Annotated in this window: 18 protein-coding genes; 9 read left to right on the top strand and 9 right to left on the bottom strand. The window is 33.2% G+C overall.

What is annotated here, in order from left to right; all coding sequences use genetic code 11:
- Positions 1–79: 79 nt before the first annotated feature.
- The 4 genes from HMPREF2706_RS06040 to HMPREF2706_RS06025 all read right to left on the bottom strand — a co-directional run bounded on the left by HMPREF2706_RS06040 (position 80) and on the right by HMPREF2706_RS06025 (position 5,767).
- The gene (locus HMPREF2706_RS06040; RefSeq protein WP_002432356.1) at positions 80–547 is read right to left on the bottom strand and encodes a helical membrane plugin domain-containing protein; all 468 of its coding nucleotides are present in this window, start codon (positions 545–547) and stop codon (positions 80–82) included.
- Positions 547–3,501 (bottom strand): formate dehydrogenase subunit alpha, encoded by a 2,955-nt coding sequence (gene fdhF, locus HMPREF2706_RS06035; protein WP_049428310.1) that lies wholly within the window; start codon positions 3,499–3,501, stop codon positions 547–549. Before fdhF ends, HMPREF2706_RS06040 begins: the two co-directional genes overlap by 1 nt.
- A 290-nt stretch (positions 3,502–3,791) precedes the next feature.
- Positions 3,792–4,742: an LCP family glycopolymer transferase gene (locus tag HMPREF2706_RS06030; protein WP_002432962.1), complete on the bottom strand. Its 951-nt coding sequence runs from the start codon at positions 4,740–4,742 to the stop codon at positions 3,792–3,794.
- A gap of 236 nt (positions 4,743–4,978) precedes the next feature.
- Positions 4,979–5,767, bottom strand: a complete 789-nt coding sequence (locus tag HMPREF2706_RS06025) for an inositol monophosphatase family protein (protein ID WP_049428315.1) — start codon at positions 5,765–5,767, stop codon at positions 4,979–4,981.
- Positions 5,768–6,233: 466 nt separating this feature from the next.
- On the opposite strand from HMPREF2706_RS06025, the gene HMPREF2706_RS06020 reads away from it, so the two are divergent.
- Positions 6,234–6,932 carry a helix-turn-helix transcriptional regulator gene (locus tag HMPREF2706_RS06020; RefSeq protein ID WP_002432593.1) on the top strand — a complete coding sequence of 233 codons (699 nt, stop codon included), beginning with the start codon at positions 6,234–6,236 and terminating at the stop codon, positions 6,930–6,932.
- 23 nt (positions 6,933–6,955) lie between these two features.
- Here HMPREF2706_RS06020 and HMPREF2706_RS06015 read toward each other — a convergent pair whose 3' ends face one another.
- Complete coding sequence (locus HMPREF2706_RS06015) at positions 6,956–7,702, bottom strand: CPBP family intramembrane glutamic endopeptidase (protein WP_049428317.1); 747 nt, start codon at positions 7,700–7,702, stop codon at positions 6,956–6,958.
- 51 nt (positions 7,703–7,753) lie between these two features.
- Here HMPREF2706_RS06015 and HMPREF2706_RS06010 point away from each other — a divergent pair, with 51 nt between their 5' ends.
- The 5 genes from HMPREF2706_RS06010 (at position 7,754) to HMPREF2706_RS05990 (ending at position 12,548) form a co-directional block, all read left to right on the top strand.
- Positions 7,754–8,092: a hypothetical protein gene (locus HMPREF2706_RS06010; protein WP_002453833.1), complete on the top strand. Its 339-nt coding sequence runs from the start codon at positions 7,754–7,756 to the stop codon at positions 8,090–8,092.
- A gap of 191 nt (positions 8,093–8,283) precedes the next feature.
- On the top strand, positions 8,284–9,360 hold the full coding sequence (locus tag HMPREF2706_RS06005) for a MupG family TIM beta-alpha barrel fold protein (RefSeq protein WP_049428318.1): 1,077 nt from the start codon (positions 8,284–8,286) through the stop codon (positions 9,358–9,360).
- Positions 9,332–10,219: an N-acetylmuramic acid 6-phosphate etherase gene (gene murQ / locus HMPREF2706_RS06000; protein WP_049428320.1), complete on the top strand. Its 888-nt coding sequence runs from the start codon at positions 9,332–9,334 to the stop codon at positions 10,217–10,219. Before HMPREF2706_RS06005 ends, murQ begins: the two co-directional genes overlap by 29 nt.
- A 12-nt stretch (positions 10,220–10,231) precedes the next feature.
- Positions 10,232–11,674, top strand: a complete 1,443-nt coding sequence (locus HMPREF2706_RS05995) for a PTS transporter subunit EIIC (protein ID WP_070597513.1) — start codon at positions 10,232–10,234, stop codon at positions 11,672–11,674.
- A 1-nt stretch (position 11,675) separates the two neighbouring features.
- On the top strand, positions 11,676–12,548 hold the full coding sequence (locus tag HMPREF2706_RS05990) for a MurR/RpiR family transcriptional regulator (protein ID WP_023351272.1): 873 nt from the start codon (positions 11,676–11,678) through the stop codon (positions 12,546–12,548).
- An 88-nt stretch (positions 12,549–12,636) separates the two neighbouring features.
- Here HMPREF2706_RS05990 and HMPREF2706_RS05985 read toward each other — a convergent pair whose 3' ends face one another.
- Positions 12,637–14,055: an amino acid permease gene (locus HMPREF2706_RS05985; RefSeq protein WP_002432870.1), complete on the bottom strand. Its 1,419-nt coding sequence runs from the start codon at positions 14,053–14,055 to the stop codon at positions 12,637–12,639.
- A gap of 276 nt (positions 14,056–14,331) precedes the next feature.
- On the opposite strand from HMPREF2706_RS05985, the gene HMPREF2706_RS05980 reads away from it, so the two are divergent.
- Positions 14,332–14,685 carry a hypothetical protein gene (locus HMPREF2706_RS05980; RefSeq protein ID WP_023351271.1) on the top strand — a complete coding sequence of 118 codons (354 nt, stop codon included), beginning with the start codon at positions 14,332–14,334 and terminating at the stop codon, positions 14,683–14,685.
- Positions 14,686–14,687: 2 nt separating this feature from the next.
- Positions 14,688–14,873, top strand: a complete 186-nt coding sequence (locus HMPREF2706_RS05975) for a hypothetical protein (RefSeq protein WP_002432292.1) — start codon at positions 14,688–14,690, stop codon at positions 14,871–14,873.
- 131 nt (positions 14,874–15,004) lie between these two features.
- Here the strand turns inward: HMPREF2706_RS05975 and HMPREF2706_RS05970 are convergent, their stop codons facing one another.
- The 3 genes from HMPREF2706_RS05970 to HMPREF2706_RS05960 all read right to left on the bottom strand — a co-directional run bounded on the left by HMPREF2706_RS05970 (position 15,005) and on the right by HMPREF2706_RS05960 (position 16,864).
- Positions 15,005–15,193 (bottom strand): hypothetical protein, encoded by a 189-nt coding sequence (locus HMPREF2706_RS05970; protein ID WP_002453841.1) that lies wholly within the window; start codon positions 15,191–15,193, stop codon positions 15,005–15,007.
- Positions 15,194–15,204: 11 nt separating this feature from the next.
- Entirely contained in the window at positions 15,205–15,843 is a 639-nt protein-coding gene (locus HMPREF2706_RS05965; protein WP_037550110.1) for an HAD family hydrolase, read from the bottom strand.
- A 106-nt stretch (positions 15,844–15,949) separates the two neighbouring features.
- The gene (locus HMPREF2706_RS05960) at positions 15,950–16,864 is read right to left on the bottom strand and encodes a bile acid:sodium symporter family protein (RefSeq protein ID WP_070862255.1); all 915 of its coding nucleotides are present in this window, start codon (positions 16,862–16,864) and stop codon (positions 15,950–15,952) included.
- 260 nt (positions 16,865–17,124) lie between these two features.
- On the opposite strand from HMPREF2706_RS05960, the gene HMPREF2706_RS05955 reads away from it, so the two are divergent.
- Positions 17,125–17,655, top strand: a complete 531-nt coding sequence (locus HMPREF2706_RS05955; RefSeq protein ID WP_002432504.1) for a hypothetical protein — start codon at positions 17,125–17,127, stop codon at positions 17,653–17,655.
- The last annotated feature ends 37 nt before the right edge of the window (positions 17,656–17,692 follow it).

Here is a 17,692-nt window from a genome sequence, read left to right as displayed (position 1 = left end):
TGCGATATTAAAATAGAGGCTCGGAAGTCATTATAGAATGCTTCTTCGCCCCTATGCTCACATAATCATTGATATGATTTTATTCTCGTGACATGCCCTTAAGTAAATTAAGCATGTAAGTTAAACTACGATTCATGTCGTCATCTTTAAGGATACCCATTAAGTTTCTAATAGATGTACGTGCATTAGGACTTGCTTGGTTTGCAACATGAAGACCTTTGTTAAGACGATTAAGCATTTCACTTAAATCTTTCACATTTAAGTCACCAAGTAAAAAGACCATTTGTGCCATATTAGATAATAATCCTGTGTAAATATCCTTATTTAACTCCACTGCAAACTTATTGATAATTACTTGTCGTGCTTTAAATCCACCATTGAGTGCATCTAAAATTTTCGCTTCATCTAAAGTATGAATTAAACGGATTGCTTTAAGAATGCTATCTTTATTCTCAGCAATAGCATCAAGGACTTCGTTTAAATTTTCATTCTTTATTTGCTCAGGTGACTTTTTTAGACGTTTAATTTCAGTAATTCTTTCAGCCATTATTTATCACTCTGCTTCCCTGGGAATACGTAATCAGAACGATTCCATTTTTTCTGTACTTGAACACTATATTGAGGATGACGATGTTTATCAACACGGAAGTTAGTTGGATTTAATGGTGACTTACCACGTTTAGATATAACCTCCATGCGTGCATTTGTTCGCTTGTATGACGGTGTATCAGTGTATTTATCTACATCACTATTTGTGAGTAAGTTAATTGCTCCCATATCTCCATTTTCTAAAGCATCATTATTAAGTGGAATATAGATTTCTTTACCTTTAACTCTATCTGTAATATGAGCTACCAACGTTGCTTCACCAGTTTCTGAAATCAATTTGATTTCAGCACCTTCATGTATATCACGATCTTGTGCTAGTTCTGGTGAAATCTCAACAAATGGATGTGGTACTTTATATCTAATCATTTCAGTTTGATAAGTCATGTTACCTTCATGGAAATGTTCAAGTAAACGACCATTATTAACATGAATATCATAAACTTCATCTTCTTTGAAGAAATTATCAAATGTTAATGGATAAAGCTTTGCCTTTTTATTTTCAAAGTTAAATCCATCTAAATAAAGAATTGGAGAATCTTTCCCATCTTTATCTACAGGCCATTGAAGACTATTAAAACCTTCTAAACGGTCGTAGCTTACACCTGCATATGACGGAGTAAGTCGAGCGATTTCATCCATCACTTCTCCAGGGTGACTATAATCCCAATCTGCGCCTAATTTATTAGCAATAAGTTGGAATATTTCCCAGTCTGGTTTAGAATCCCCCAGTGAATCTAACGCTTTATATAAACGTTGCACACGACGTTCCGTGTTGGTAAATGTACCATCTTTTTCTAGAGAAGGACTTGCAGGTAATACCACATCAGCATAAGTAGCAGTGAATGTTAAGAATTCATCTTGTACAACCATGAAGTCTAATTTCTCAAAAGCTGCTTGAACAAAATTAATATTAGAATCTACGATACCTGTGTCTTCACCATATAAATAAAGTGAATGAACGTCTCCATTATGGATACCTTCTATCATTTGATGATTATCGCGACCAGGAGTTGCACTTAATTCTACGCCATATTCTCTTTCGAATTTAGCTCTAATTTCATCATCAGTAACAAGCTGGTAACCAGGGAATTGATCAGGCATACTACCCATATCACTACAACCTTGTACATTATTATGACCACGAAGAGGATATGCTCCAGCGCCAGGCTTTCTATAATTACCAGTTACAAGTAATAAATTAGAAACAGCTGTACTTGAATCACTACCGATGTCTTGTTGCGTGATACCCATCGCCCAGCAGATTGCAACTGATTCAGCTTTCGCAACTTCATGAGCGAACTTAATTAATCGTTCTTTTGGAATACCTGTTGTTTCTTCAGCGAACTCCATTGTGAATGGTTCTAATGATTTATAATATTCATCAAAATAATCGACCCATTCGTCTAAGAATGCCTTATCATGTAAATCATTATCGATAATATACTTTGTCACCGCGCCTAACCATACTAAATCAGTACCTGGTTTGGGTTGATAAAATTCATCTGCACGTTCAGCCATTTCATGTTTTCTAATATCAAAGACATGGGATTTTTGACCGAATAATTTTTGAGCACGTTTCATTCTTGAAGCAATGACAGGATGTGCTTCAGCAGTATTTGTACCAATCAACACTGTCATAGCTGCCTTTTCTAAATCATCAATACCACCAGCGTCGCCGCCGATTCCTACTGTACGAGTCAAACCTTTCGTAGCTGGTGCTTGGCAATAACGTGAACAATTATCTACGTTATTTGTTCCTATCACTTGTCGAGCAAATTTTTGCATTAAATATGACTCTTCATTCGTCGCTTTAGAAGATGAAATAAATGACAAGCTATCTGCACCGTGTTGATCTTTAATATTGTTAAAGTTATCTGCCATCACTTGCAGTGCTTCTTCCCATTCTACTTCATGGAAAGCACCATCTTTCCTTACTAATGGCTTAGTAATACGTTGATCAGAGTTGATGTGCCCCCATGAGAATTTACCCTTAACACATGATGCAATTTTATTAGCAGGAGAATCATGAGATGGTTGAACTTTTAAAATTTCTCTATCTTTTGTCCAAACTTCAAATGAACAACCAACACCACAATATGTACATACTGTTTTAGTTTTATTTATACGTTCTTTACGCATTTCAGATTCTGAGTCAGAAAGTGCCAATAATGGACCATATCCTGGTTCAGATTTTTTGATTAAGTCGATCATTGCTACAAGTGACCCTGGCTCAGTATCAGTCATGTAACCAACGTTGCCTTCCATATTCACTTCCATCATGGCATTACATGGACATACTGTTGCACATTGACCACATGATACACATGAAGATTCATTAATTGGTACATCATTATCCCAGATGACACGTGGATGTTCACGATCCCAATCAATGCTTATTGTTTCATTTACTTCTATGTCTTGGCAGGCTTCAACACAACGACCACATAATATACATTGGTCTGGGTCGTAACGATAGAATGGACCATAATCTTTCTCATAAGGTTTTTCTTTATATTCATATGTTTGATGCTGGATGCCCCACTCATCCATAGTATTATGGATTTCACAGTCTCCATTATTATAGTCACATACCGTACAATAAAGCATATGTTTTTCTAAAATACGATCTAATGCTTCTTTTTGACTTGATTTAACATCGTTGTTATCTGTTTTTACATTCATTGGACGGTCTATTGTTGTGCCACATGCACGCGCAATTTCTCCATCAATTTCAACCATACATGTATCGCATGTTTGAATTGGCCCCATCGATTCATTGTAGCAAATCGCTGGAACGAAAGTATCTCGAGATCGAATAAACTCAAGTAAATTTGTGCCTGGTTCGACAAGATAATCTGTGCCATCAAGTGTGACTACCAAATGTTCTTGCATAGGCTCACCCCATTTATATTAATTTTACCGTAATAGACTTTTCATGTTAGCTAGATCTATCTGAAAAATACCCCACATATATTTCAAGATAGAATTATCTAAATTGTATTACTTTACTTGCAAAAAGTTAAGAATTTATAAATAATTTATATTCATAAATTACTTATTTGAAAATCATTATCAATTAATGATCCTTTTACTTATTACATTTAATACTTATATACCTTGTAAAAATACATTATAAACACAAAAACACTGTGAGAATGGTTCTCACAGTGCTCATATACAGTTTATAAATCTAAATTATCTCTTAGTAGTTGCGTGTTGCTATTTTTAGAAGCATCACTTGGGACAAAGTAATATAAACCATCACTTTGAATACCACCTTCTCCGTCAAGTTGATGACGGTTTACGTTATCGTTAGCATCTTTATAATTTTTTCTGACAAGATTCAGATCACTTAATGATAAATCAGTTTTAACATTTTGCTGTATTTCGCTCATTAATGAATTAAAATGTGTTATTGATGTTGGACTTGTCATTTTATTAGCCATAGCTTCAAGTACAAGTTGTTGGCGTTCTTGTCTACCAAAGTCCCCACCAGCACCTTCTTCCTTGCGGCTACGTATAAATCTCATTGCAGCATCCCCATCAACATGTGTTTTTTGCCCTTTTACAAAATGTAAACCACTAATTGTGAAGGTGTCATTACTTACCACATCCACACCACCTAAGGTATCAATCATATCGTGTAATCCATCCATATCAATTGTTGCATAGTGGTCAATTGGTACATTCATTAATTTCTCTAAAGAATTTACCGCCATATTGGGTCCTCCGTAAGCATAGGCATGAGCAATTTTTTCTGTCGTACCTCGTCCTACAATTTGAGCTTGAGTATCACGAGGAATACTAACGAGTTCTGTTTTTTTCTCTTTAGGATTAATTGATAAAATCATAATGGTATCGCTACGCTCTCCACCACCTTGATGTTTTCGCTCCGCATCTGAATCCACACCAAATAATGCAATTGTAAAAGGGTCGCCTTCTTTTAAATTAACCTTTCCTGAGCGTAACTCTGAATGGCTTCTATTTAGAGGATTATGTATCTTATCCCCTGTAATAAATATCTTGGCACAGATGTATATTACTGCAATAACAGCGAGTAAAAATAATACTCCTACTATCCAAAGTAAAATTTTAGTTGGCAGGCTCATTTTTCTTTTATCTGAACGTTTCACTCCTACCACTCCTTTACATTTATTTCATATTCATATTCCATAGATAATTATATTATAAAATAAATTATTTACTATACATCTGTAGACCTATTCATTTATACATTTCGAATAACTTAAAAATGAATTTTAACTCACATAATTATAATTGAGGACAACAATAAAGCCTTAAAAAGAAACTCTTTCTAAGGCTCCGACATTAACAATTCACTTATACAATTATATTAATATAATTGTACTTATTTTTGATAGCCCTTACCGCTATTCAAAATATCCAGTACATCTTGATGACAACCAGGGTTACTAATTATAAAAGGGCCACCCTTACCAAAATCAACTTTGCCACCATCTAAGCTAGTCATTTTCAAATTAAGTTCTTGCGCAAAAAGAAACTGAGCGGCTATATCCCAAGGTTTAGGATTCGTATTCATGTGAGCGCCGAATTGACCTTTAATGACTCTAATTGAATCTAAACCACATGAACCAATAATTCGATAACTAAATGAAGTTTGGAAAAGTGCGTTTATCGTTCTATCATTTAAAACATGTGGGTTAAACGACAATATTGCATCTTCAATGGTTAGTGTTGCAGGCTTTAACATCGGTAAATCATTCTCATATGCTCCCTCACCTGCTATTGCTTTATATAATTTATTATGAGGATAATCGTAGATATAAGATAGTTTTGGCTCTCCATCCACAAAGTATCCTAGTATAATACAATAATCTTCTTGTTGCTTTACAAGGTTAGCCGTACCATCAATAGGATCCATAATCCAAACATGTCCATGATAAGGATCAATATCATCATTATTTTTTTCTTCAGCTAATAGTAGATGCCCAGGTAATTGATTTGACAAGAATGTTTGAAAATGGTCTTGAATCTGTTTGTCTACGTTAGTAACTAAATCAAAACGATCCTTTTTAGTATCTGTATGCATCTCTTGAATAAGACGCGGTAAAATATCATCAACAATTTTTAACCAATCACAAATTAAACGATCAATCTGCTTTAAACTTTCTGTCATCCTATGTTTCACCACCAAATAAAATAAATTTATGTAGAATTAATAAATCAGTTATATATTATAAGTAAACTTTAATTATCGAAATCTCTCTATTTACTTATATTTATTTTATACGAAGTCATCAAGATTTTGGAATAATAATTAATAAGTTTTTAAAAAAGAAAAAATCGGCTAGTCACGAGCTAGCCGACAAATAGAAAGGAAAGTAAGTAATAAATATTGAAGATGTTTTGATGTAACTCGAACGATTACACAGCTATCTGTTATATAGCTCTACCCCTTTGTCTAATCGCTCCCCCTGTTACAAATATTATAGTAACATAATGATTTTTATATTGTAAGCGTTTTCTAAAAGAAAAATAAGAAATTTTACACTTTTGTACCGACCAAAAATAAGAAAATGTCATCATTGTCGCTTATATGTTATAATAAATGTAATATGTAATGTTTATGGAGGTGACTTTCATTGAATAAATTAGAACGCCAAAATCAAATCATTCAGTCTATACAAAATTCAGATAAAATGACCGCTTCACAACTTGCAAAACTATTTAAAGTTTCGAAACGTACTATTTTAAGGGATATTGATGATTTAGAAGAACAAGGTGTAAAAGTGTACGCACAACACGGTAAACTCGGTGGTTATCAAATTAAAGATGCTCAATCAAAAATTTCTTTATCTTTAACAGAAAATCAACTGTCAGCGTTGTTTCTTACACTAAATGAAAGTCAGTCTTATTCTACTCTCCCTTATCAAACAGAAATTCAAGCCATTATTAAACAATGTTTAGGTTTACCTCAAACACGATTACGTAAGCTATTAAAAAAGATGGATTATTATATTAAATTTGAAGATAGTAATAATTACTCATTACCACAACTATTTTCGGATATATTAATATACTGTACAGAACGAAATGTCATGCTTGTTGATTATATTGAAGAAGGAAAAGCGCACGCTGAAAATGTTATTTTTATAGGTTTATTGTGTAAAGATGGTCAGTGGCATGCAGTGATCTTTGATATAGGTCGTGGTCATACACGTGAATTATCAATCATGGACATACACGATATTTCTTACTCATTCGAAAAAACTATTAAAACTCAAGATATCTCAATAGATAACTATCAGCAATTTTTAAACCCAGCTGACATAAACAGTTAATGTGAATCAGCTGGGTTTTTAAACTAATTATAAAATATTGACCATAGAGTATAGATAAATGACACTAGATTATTTAACATATGCAAGCTAATCGATGCTGCTAAATTTCTCTTTGAAACTAAATACACTGAGACTAAAGCAATGGCTAAAATAAAGTATGCTCCGAATTCAAACGGTGATTTCGCATCAGTTACATGTATGTAAGTAAATAATACAGCTGATATAATCCCCATTACAATAAAATTAAACTTCTTTCCTAACTCTCCTATTAGTATGTGTCTAAACACTAATTCTTCGACGATAGGTCCTACAATCACGATTAATAAAAACGCGAAAGGTATAAATGCATGTAATTTGAACAATTGATCTAAAGCCATCTCATTTTGCGTATCAGAATATTGTAGATGCTTAGGTAAAAACTGCATTAACCATTCATATAAACTAGACAAACCATACGCTAATAAAAAAGCGATAATAATAATGAACCATCGTCGTTTCAAGTATTGTAAACCTTTTTTAAACCTCTCTCCAAATGTATGGATGTGTAAAAAGTAAAATACAAATATCACAACAACATAAGCCATTAACTGCGCTAATGTACTAATCATCGCTAATTGTAACTGTGACATATGTTTTAGAAAAAGCGCACCTAGCGCCATACCTGCAACGCTAAATAGAAAAAGTCCCACCAATACTACTGCAATTAGACTTAAATCTCTCCACGCAATATCACTAAATTTATATTTTTTCTTAACTTCTTTCTGCCTCATAGACGTTTCCTTTCTATTACTCAATCATTTTTAAAATTTATTGGAGGAATTATGAATTATTTAGAAATCACACGACACATTGAACAACGAATTATAAAATTGCTCTCTCTGACTGAAAATGCTAAATATTATGTACTCAATCATCATAACAAATTTGAAGAAACTTTGAACGTATTTAATCAAGAAGTAGAAGTTGAAAAAATTTGGATAGAATCGCATAAATCAATATTAAGTACCACACCAGAATTAACATCTTACTATTATGTCATTCTTCATTTATCAGAACACCCTCTTATACCAATCAAACAAGGAGACATGCTTTTTTATATTCATATCAAACAACTTTTATTACATGAACAACTTTTAAAAATCAAACCTTCGACTTCCTAATTATTATAAATTTATCTTTAATTTCATTTATCAACGTTTCGATACATTGCACTTATTTAAATTTCATGTAACTTAAAACATCATGTGCTTTAAATTTTAATATTATATTATTCTAAAAATACCTCAAATTGTAAACGTTTAATAATAGCGTTATAATCGTACTGATTAAGTATTTAAAAGGAGTGTTAGATGTGCTTGGCTTCTCAGTTTATTTAGGAAATGCTTTAGATAAAGAGTATATTCTTAACATGGCTTCTATGGGTTATGATGTGATCTTTACATCTTTACAAATCCCTGAAGAAAACAAGCAACATCAGTTGTCATATTTTGGGGAATTATGTCAGCTTCTTTCATCATATAATATCACTTATATCATTGATGTTAATCCTTCTTTACTTAATCCAACGCTTTACAGTTATTTAAATCAATTGCCACATGGGGCATTTTCTATACGTATTGATGATCAATTGGATGTTGAACTCATCCATGAAGTTCAAAGTCATGGTTTCCAATGCTGTCTTAATGCGAGTAATATCACAGAAGATATGTTGAAGCGCATTTATAAACAAGATTATCAGTCTCAACTATTATACTGTCACAATTATTATCCACGACCTGATACAGGTCTTTCATATTCTTTCATTGAATATAAAAATCAACTTATTAAAACTTACGATAAACATGCAAAAATATATGCCTTTATACCAGGAACAGAGCTAAGAGGCCCTTTACATAAAGGGTTACCAACAGTTGAGTCACATCGTTCATCACATCCTTTAGTTGCTACGCATGAATTACAATCCCTAGATATCTCTCATGTTATTATCGGTGACACAGCAATCAATTTATTAATTGCTCAACAATTGTCTGATATGATGCATCGTCGACATTTTACGCTCAAGCTTAAAGACTTGGATCCATCATTTTCTGAGAGAGTCTTAAGAACACATACATCGCGCATTGACGCACCAGAGCATATCATACGTTCTCAATATTCACGTGTTAACAATGATACTCCTATAGATCCTATAGGAATAACTGAAAGAGACATTGGGGATATCACTGTAGATAACCAACTAAATGGGCGATATGAAGGTGAAATTCAAGTCGTTAAAACACCACTCAAAGGACATTCTCATATTAACCATATTGCAACAGTGAGCGATGAAGATCTTCAATTATTAACACTGATTCAGCCTGGAGATACTTTTAAATTTACATATACGAAGGAGAATGACAATGAATCGTTTAACAACAGAAACTCGTAACACTCAAACGATGCATTTAGATGAAATGACTATTCAAGATGCACTACTAACAATAAATCGTGAGGATCAAAAAGTACCAAAAGCCATTGAACAAGTGATTCCTCAGTTATCACAGGTTATAACTAGTGCTATCCAACGTTTTAATCGTGGAGGAAGAATAATCTATATAGGCGCTGGTACAAGTGGACGTCTTGGCGTTTTAGATGCTGCTGAATGTGTACCAACTTTTAATACACGTCCTGAAGAGGTCGTTGGTATTATTGCTGGTGGTCAAAAAGCGATGACCGTCGCAGTAGAAGGGGCTGAGGATGATAGCGAGCAAGGCGCACAAGACTTAAAAGATATTCAGCTAAATGATAATGATATTGTTATTGGAATATCTGCAAGTGGTCGCACACCTTACGTCAAAGGCGCCCTCACTTATGCAAACGATATTCATGCTGATACTGTTGCTCTTTCGTGTAATACAAATAGTGAAATAAGTGCTTGTGCAGAGCATATTTTAGAAGTTAATGTGGGACCAGAAGTTTTAACAGGATCTACTCGTTTAAAATCTGGCACTGCTCAAAAACTCATATTAAATATGATTTCTACAATGACAATGATTGGGGTCGGAAAAGTATATGATAACTTAATGGTGGATTTACGACCTACGAATAAAAAATTGGTCAATCGTTCAATCACCATTATTCAAGATATATGTGATTTAGATGAACAAGCTGCACAAACATTGTATGAAGAAGCGGGAAATCATATTAAAACAGCAGTTGTCATGTATTTATGTAATACAACTAAAGAAGATGCAGAGACGCGTTTATATAAAAGTAATGGAGTGATCAAGCAAGCCATCAACGTTTAAGGGGGAGTTTCCATGAACAAAGAAGAACGTCTTGCTAAAGATATCACTAACGCCGTTGGTGGTAATCATAATATTGATAATATTATTCATTGTATGACTCGTGTTCGAATTAAAATTCATGATTACGATAAAGTTAATTACAATGAATTGAAAAGTATTGATGGTGTTTTAGGTGTTGTTGAAGATGAACGCCTCCAAGTTGTAGTTGGACCAGGCATTGTTAACAAAGTTGCAAATTATATGTCTGAAACAAGTGGCGCACCTTTAGATGATGATACTTCTCATACTGAAAATACAAGCTATAAAGCGCAAGCTGAAGAACAAGCACGACAAAATAAACAGAATTTTCAAAGTCATCGCAAACAAAGTAAATGGAATAAAGTTTTAAAGTCCATTGCTAATATTTTCATACCTTTAATCCCAGCATTTATAGGTGCCGGGTTAATAGGTGGTATTGCAGCGATATTGAATAACTTATTAACAGCTGGAACTCTATCTGGAGATTGGCTTAAACAAGTTGTTTCAGTGCTGAGTGTCATTAAAGATGGGATGCTCGCCTACTTAGCTATCTTCACTGGAATCAATGCAGCGAAGGTGTTCGGCGCTACGCCTGGATTAGGTGGTGTAATTGGTGGTGCAACCTTACTTACTGGTATAACTGATGAAAACCCAATTAAAAATATCTTTACTGGTGAACACCTCGTCGCGGGTCAAGGTGGAATTATTGGCGTTATATTTGCAGTATGGTTGCTTAGTTTAATTGAAAAAAGATTACATAAAATAGTCCCAAATGCTATCGATATTATTGTAACTCCAACTATTTCATTATTAATTATTGGTTTATTAACATTGTTTATTATAATGCCAGTTGCTGGCTTTATATCTGATGGATTGGTGCATGTCATTAACTGGATTATTGGTGTAGGAGGCATATTTAGTGGTTTCATCATTGGTGCTTTCTTCTTACCACTAGTCATGCTAGGATTGCATCATATTTTCACACCAATTCATATCGAATTAATTAATAAAACGGGTTCTACTTATCTGTTACCTATTGCAGCTATGTCTGGTGCTGGACAAGTCGGTGCCGCATTAGCTTTATGGGTTAGATGTCGTAAAAATACTAAATTACGTAATACTTTAAAAGGTGCTCTACCTGTTGGTTTCTTAGGTATTGGAGAACCTTTAATTTACGGAGTCACATTACCATTAGGTCGACCATTCTTTACAGCTTGTATTGGCGGCGGTATTGGTGGCGCTGTTGTTGGTGGTATTGGTCATATCGGTGCTACAGCTGTAGGGCCTAGTGGTATTTCTCTTCTACCGTTAATAGATAATCATATGTACCTCGGTTATATTGCAGGTTTACTTGCTGCTTACGCTGGAGGTTTCATTTTCACTTATTTCTTTGGCACGACTAAAGAAATGAGAAATTCTGATCAAATGGGTGATTAAATTGCCAAACATTTTAAATGAAATTGACAACCAGTACCCCTACCTAACTAAAAATGAAAAAAAGATAGCTCAATTCATACTCAACTCACCTCATAAGGTAGTTAATATGAATTCTCAAGATATAGCAGAAGTTTTAGATACCAGCCCCTCCTCTATAATAAGGTTTAGTAAGAAAATAACTGAAGGTGGCTTTCACGAACTTAAAATTGGTTTATCTAAATTTCTGCCTAAAGAAGCATCTGTATACAATGTTGAACTTGTAGACAATGAAAATACAGATTCTCTCAAAAAGAAAATGCACTCTCGTGCTAAAGGTGCGCTTAACAACGCCAATGAAAAAATTGACGATAAGACGATAGACCGAATTTGCGATTTATTTAAATGTGCAGAAACCATTTTCATCTATGGTTATGGTGCTTCATTTGTAGTGGCTACAGATTTATATCAAAAATTATCTCGCATTGGTTTAAATATACAATTGGTACAAGAAACACATATCTTCACGACCATGTTAGCGACACATAATGCTAAAGACTGCGTCGTATTTATTACAAACAATGGTATGCAAAGTGAAATGCGTTCAATAGCCAAAGTTGTTTCAGACTATCATATACCAGTTGTTACTATTACTAGTACGAAAGATAATCCAGTAGCCAATCGTTCAGATATCGTCTTGTCTTACGGCCAAACTGATGAAAATGAAATGCGCATGGGTGCAACGACTTCATTGTTTGCACAAATGTTTACAATAGATGTACTTTATTATCGTTACATTGCTCTAAATTATCAATCATCCTTAGATTTTATAACACAATCTAAAATGGCTTTGGATAATTACCGTAAACATTTATCAAATATTGAATTTAAACATTAAATAAATAAAAAAAGCGATTTGTCATACTCTAAATTTCTTTATATTAGAGTGTATGAACGAATCGCTTTTTTGTTTAACTATATAGCTATTATTCTAAGCCTTTTTGGTTTTTCTGAGTTAATGCTGCTTTTTTAGCTTGTTGATCCTTTTTATTATAACGAACGAAATAATAAAGTGTCACAACTGCTAGGAACACAATACCAATAACTACAGAAACAACTGTTTCTTTATTAAATAGCATACCGATTAAGACTAAAATTAGGAATGCTATTGTAAGATAGTTAGCAAATGCGCCTCCTGGCATTTTGAACGGATGATTTTTAACTTCTTCAGGATGTAACTTTCTAAAGCGTAAATGACTGAATAAAATCATAAACCAAGGAATCATTCCTGGTAATATAGACGCACTATAAACATAAACGAAAATACTTGCTGCACCTTTAATAAATAAAGGGAGAATGACGTTTAGTAATGCACCGATTAAGATACCGATTGATACTGCAAGTACTGTGTAGAACGGAACACCATTTTTTAATACTTTCGAGAAAATCTTAGGCATTTGTCCTTGCTTAGATAATGTATAAATCATACGGCTAGCACTAAATATACCTGAGTTACAACCTGACATAGCAGCTGTTAATACAACAAAGTTTATTAAACCAGCTGCGAAAGTAATCCCTACTTTAGCAAATGTCGCAACGAAAGGACTTCCTATGTCACCTAATTTGTCCCAAGGATAAACAGAAACGATTACAAAAATTGCACCAAGATAGAAGATTAATATTCTCCAAATAACTCCATTCACTGCTTTAACAATATTCTTTTGAGGATCTTTAGTTTCTCCAGCAGAAATACCAATGAGTTCAACCCCTTGATAAGATCCAATAACTATTGACAGTGCGAAGAAGAAACCAACGATTCCATGTGGCATAAATCCACCATGAGACCATAGATTTGAAATCCCTATTGCATGACCACCATTACCAATTCCGAATAAGATTAAGCCAAAACCTGCGATAATCATTAAAATAATTGTAATAACTTTGATTAATGCAAACCAAAATTCAAATTCCCCAAAGGCTTTAACTGAAACAAGGTTTGCTCCCATTAATAATGCCACTGCTACGATACCAGGTATCCAGTTAGGTAAATTTGGGAACCAATAGTTCATATATTCACCAACTGCGATAACTTCACTCATCCCTACTACAACCCATTGGAATATATTACTCCAAGCCGTCATATAACCCGCTGCTGGGTGTATGTAATCACTTGCAAATGTTGCGAATGATCCAGTTGTAGGATTAAGATAAATCATTTCCCCCATTGCTCTCATAATTAGGAATAAAAATATACCAGCGATTAAGTATGCAAAAATAACTGATGGGCCAGTCCATTTGATTGTACTTGTTGCCCCCATAAACAGACCGACACCAATTGTTCCCCCAAGTGCAATCATTTGCATCTGACGTGCACTTAGTCCCCTTTGTAATTCATTGTTTTCCATAACTTTACCCCATCTCTAAATCTAGATTATTATTTTAATGATAATCTTATTTCCGTAATTATACTACAAATTGACGAAATTGAAACAAAATTTTTACAATTTAATGAAATCGCTTACACATGTATCATAGCAAGCTTTTTGATTTTTGAAAACACCTATTTTGAATATTTTTCTGAAAATTAAAGCTAATTGCATTTTTATTACATAATATGCTTTCTTTCTAATTGAATTATGGAGTATGATATACTTTTTCTAAATAGTTTAAGGAGTTCGGATATGAATAAGGCACTCATTAATCGTTCAATTAAAGTTACATTAATATTTATGATTATATTTTTCCTACTTAATTATTTTACTATGAAACAACCTGATATCATGTCTGTCGTAGGTCGAACACTTCTTGCTACGGTAGCCTTCTTCATTCTTTATTTAGTTGCCTTTACCATTCTAAGTTCTCCAGAACGAAAAATGATTTATGGCACAACCATTCCAATAGCACTTATAATTTGTATATTAGTTGGAGCTTTGTTCTTCACACCTCAAATAGGAATCATTAGTGGTTTAGTTATTGGAATTATAACAGGCGTTATATGGGAGCTTATAACAAGAGGAAATCATGGAGGTAAGTAATCATGACAATAATTATAGGTGTAGTCATTATCATACTATTAGTAATTAGTTTGATACCAAATTATCAAGCAATGAAATTAGCTAAAAACCAAGGTCAGAAACCTACACGATACACAATTATGGTAGGTATAGATTTAATTTTAATCGTACTCATCGCTATAACATTAATTTTAAAAATGAATAGTTAATACAAAATAAAAGTCTATAAATGAATTTTGATAACTAAATTCATTTATAGACTTTTTTAATTTAAGATTCCACTAAGAAAAGATTTCATTACAGTGTTAAATTATCATTTGCTAAAAAATTTATAATTCTTTTAAAGCTTTCCTTGCAATAAAAGAAAATATCCTATGGTTGCAAGTAAAAGATAAACAATAGATCCAATTATGAATGATCTAACTTGAACATGAAATGGTGTACGTTTATTAAAAATAGGACCAAGAACCAGATTCCCTATTGCTAAAATAATTGGACCAGCTATAAAGAAAAGTATAATGTAACCCACGCTTATACCTCCTATTTCTTCTCAAATAAAGATGTCACAATATCTTCAATCGACATATCTTTTCCGACGTAATTAATAGTTGAAAAATTTTGTTCTGCTGTCATCAAATTCGTGTTAACGACAACATCTAATCCTGCCATCATAGCAGCTGTAGCACCATTCAACGAATCCTCAATTGCTAAACAATTTGTTGGATTATAATTAAGGTTTTGAACAGCCATTAAATAAGGTTCTGGATCTGGTTTAACGTTATCAACGTCTTCTCTACCAATAATGACATCAATATAGTTATCTAAACCCAACTTTTTAAATGTTGGATATATATCTTCTCGATAACTACTAGTTGCAATTGCCATAGGTATATGACGCTTTTTAAGATAATCCATTAACTCTTTGATTGTACTGATAATTGGCAAATTACCACTAGTTTGATGATGTTCTTGATATATTTTTTCTTTATTATCTGCGCCTATGGCCTGCTCGAGATGCTGATGTAAATCTGTAGCTGTCCCTCCGATAGATTCTCTATAAAAATCTACTGAAATAGGTTCAGCTTTATGAAATTTGAGATGTTTATTTATTGTCTCAAATAAATGACGTTCTGTATCGATAATTGTTCCATCGAAATCAAAGATAACTGCTCTGTACATTCATTTTTCTCCTTGTAAATGTAGCTATTTATTTCCCATATTAACATAAAAAAATGACTATCGTGACGAGATAGTCATAAGCATTATCAAAGTCCTTACGTAATTTTTAGCGTTTTGACCAATATTTATCAAGAATAGGACCTGAAATATTATGTACAAAGCTAAATACTGCACCTGGCACAGCTGCTAGAGGACTAAAATGAACAGTTGCCAATGATACTGCAAGACCTGAATTTTGCATACCTACTTCAATTGATACTGCTTTTTGATCACGGCGTTCAAGTTTAAATACACGTGCTAAAATAAAGCCGATAGTATATCCTAGAACATTATGCACTATGACAACTAAAAATATAAGTAAACCAGTTTTAAGAATTTGTTCCTTACTGCCACCTACAACAGATGCAAGAATAAGCGAAATTGCTATTACAGAAACATTTGGTAATATAGCCACAGTTTTCTCTGCAACTTTTTTAGTAATACTTTGGAAAATAAACCCAATTGCTATAGGTATTAAAACGACTTGAACCACTGACCAAAACATACTCAGAAATGAAACCTTTAACCATTCATTTGCAAAAAGATAAATCAATGCAGGAGTCACTATTGGCGCTAACAATGTGGAAACACTTGTAATAGCTACTGATAAAGCTACATTAGCATTTGCTAAGTAACTCATAACATTGCTTGATGTCCCACCTGGACAGCATCCTACTAATATTACACCTATTGCAATTTCAGGTGGGAGATGAAAAATCTTTGCTATTAAAAAAGCCAATGTAGGCATAATTGTAAATTGTAGTATCACCCCAATTATGACCGGTTTAGGTGATTTAAATACCACCTTAAAATCTTTTGGATTAATTGTCATTCCCATTCCTAACATAACGATACCCAAAAGGTATGGCACTAATGTTCCCAAGTGCGCTAATGATTTCGGAAAAACAAATCCTATAATTGCTGCAATCAACATCCAAAATAAAAACGTTTTAGTCGCAAACTGACTGACTCTATTTAACATAATGAACACTTCCCTAAATGCGATAATTTCACATATTATCACAAGACAAAGACAAACTCAATATAATTTTCAGAATTTTCTTATTATTTAACTCGAAATAACTTTTACATTTATATATTTTGTAAAGAAAAGATTACAAAAGAATAAGTTTTTAACTTCGTTCAAAAGTCTTAGTGATTATATAAAAAAAGAGTGGTACAATCTATTTAAACGAACATCGTATGCTTCAGTTATATGCCAAATTCACGGGAGGTCATAACATGTTGATTGATAAATTTGAAACCTACATTATCAATATTGCAGGTTTGAAATCTCGCTCAACGCGAAAAAAATTAACTCATTTATGTAAAGAAATAAAATTTTGTGAGTCATTTCAATTTTCGATTTTCAAACAAAATAACATGTTTGCACTTGAGGTCAGTTTACCTAAGCAACAGTTACCATATTTAATAAGCTTTTTGAGCTTCCACAATTATTCTATTTACCAAATTTTGTCTCCTAAGCATTTCGATGAACTTCTTGATTCAGAACATCTCTATCAATCAGCCAAGCGTTTTGATTTAGCTATCGATGGTTTACAAGATGCTTTCATTAAAGACAAAGTAATTGATATCATGAATATGTTTGCTAACCATCACGATGTAAACTATACATTGAATAACAATTGTGCAAGTGTCGTATGTTCTCCAGAGATATTCGCTCAATTGCTACATACAATTGCAACACGTAATATAGATATTTTATCAGCAAGCTATCGTGCCAAAATGCTTCATAAAGCTAGAATTTCATAATAATTTAAAGACCAGTGTTGTTAATAGCACTGGTTTT

Origin of the sequence: Staphylococcus sp. HMSC067F07, assembly GCF_001837405.1 — a bacterium.
Lineage (GTDB): Bacteria > Bacillota > Bacilli > Staphylococcales > Staphylococcaceae > Staphylococcus > Staphylococcus capitis.
Note: the sequence above shows the minus strand (reverse complement) of the source record. Positions and strands in the feature narration are given on the sequence as shown.

What these genes read in the sequence shown, in the direction of transcription:
- HMPREF2706_RS06040 (WP_002432356.1), bottom strand. Translation starts at nt 547, where the DNA reads ATGGCTGAAAGAATTACTGAAATTAAACGTCTAAAAAAGTCACCTGAG.
- fdhF (WP_049428310.1), bottom strand. Translation starts at nt 3,501, where the DNA reads ATGCAAGAACATTTGGTAGTCACACTTGATGGCACAGATTATCTTGTC.
- HMPREF2706_RS06025 (WP_049428315.1), bottom strand. Translation starts at nt 5,767, where the DNA reads ATGACAGAAAGTTTAAAGCAGATTGATCGTTTAATTTGTGATTGGTTA.
- HMPREF2706_RS06015 (WP_049428317.1), bottom strand. Translation starts at nt 7,702, where the DNA reads ATGAGGCAGAAAGAAGTTAAGAAAAAATATAAATTTAGTGATATTGCG.
- HMPREF2706_RS06010 (WP_002453833.1), top strand. Translation starts at nt 7,754, where the DNA reads ATGAATTATTTAGAAATCACACGACACATTGAACAACGAATTATAAAA.
- murQ (WP_049428320.1), top strand. Translation starts at nt 9,332, where the DNA reads ATGAATCGTTTAACAACAGAAACTCGTAACACTCAAACGATGCATTTA.
- HMPREF2706_RS05995 (WP_070597513.1), top strand. Translation starts at nt 10,232, where the DNA reads ATGAACAAAGAAGAACGTCTTGCTAAAGATATCACTAACGCCGTTGGT.
- HMPREF2706_RS05985 (WP_002432870.1), bottom strand. Translation starts at nt 14,055, where the DNA reads ATGGAAAACAATGAATTACAAAGGGGACTAAGTGCACGTCAGATGCAA.
- HMPREF2706_RS05980 (WP_023351271.1), top strand. Translation starts at nt 14,332, where the DNA reads ATGAATAAGGCACTCATTAATCGTTCAATTAAAGTTACATTAATATTT.
- HMPREF2706_RS05975 (WP_002432292.1), top strand. Translation starts at nt 14,688, where the DNA reads ATGACAATAATTATAGGTGTAGTCATTATCATACTATTAGTAATTAGT.
- HMPREF2706_RS05965 (WP_037550110.1), bottom strand. Translation starts at nt 15,843, where the DNA reads ATGTACAGAGCAGTTATCTTTGATTTCGATGGAACAATTATCGATACA.
- HMPREF2706_RS05960 (WP_070862255.1), bottom strand. Translation starts at nt 16,864, where the DNA reads ATGTTAAATAGAGTCAGTCAGTTTGCGACTAAAACGTTTTTATTTTGG.
- HMPREF2706_RS05955 (WP_002432504.1), top strand. Translation starts at nt 17,125, where the DNA reads ATGTTGATTGATAAATTTGAAACCTACATTATCAATATTGCAGGTTTG.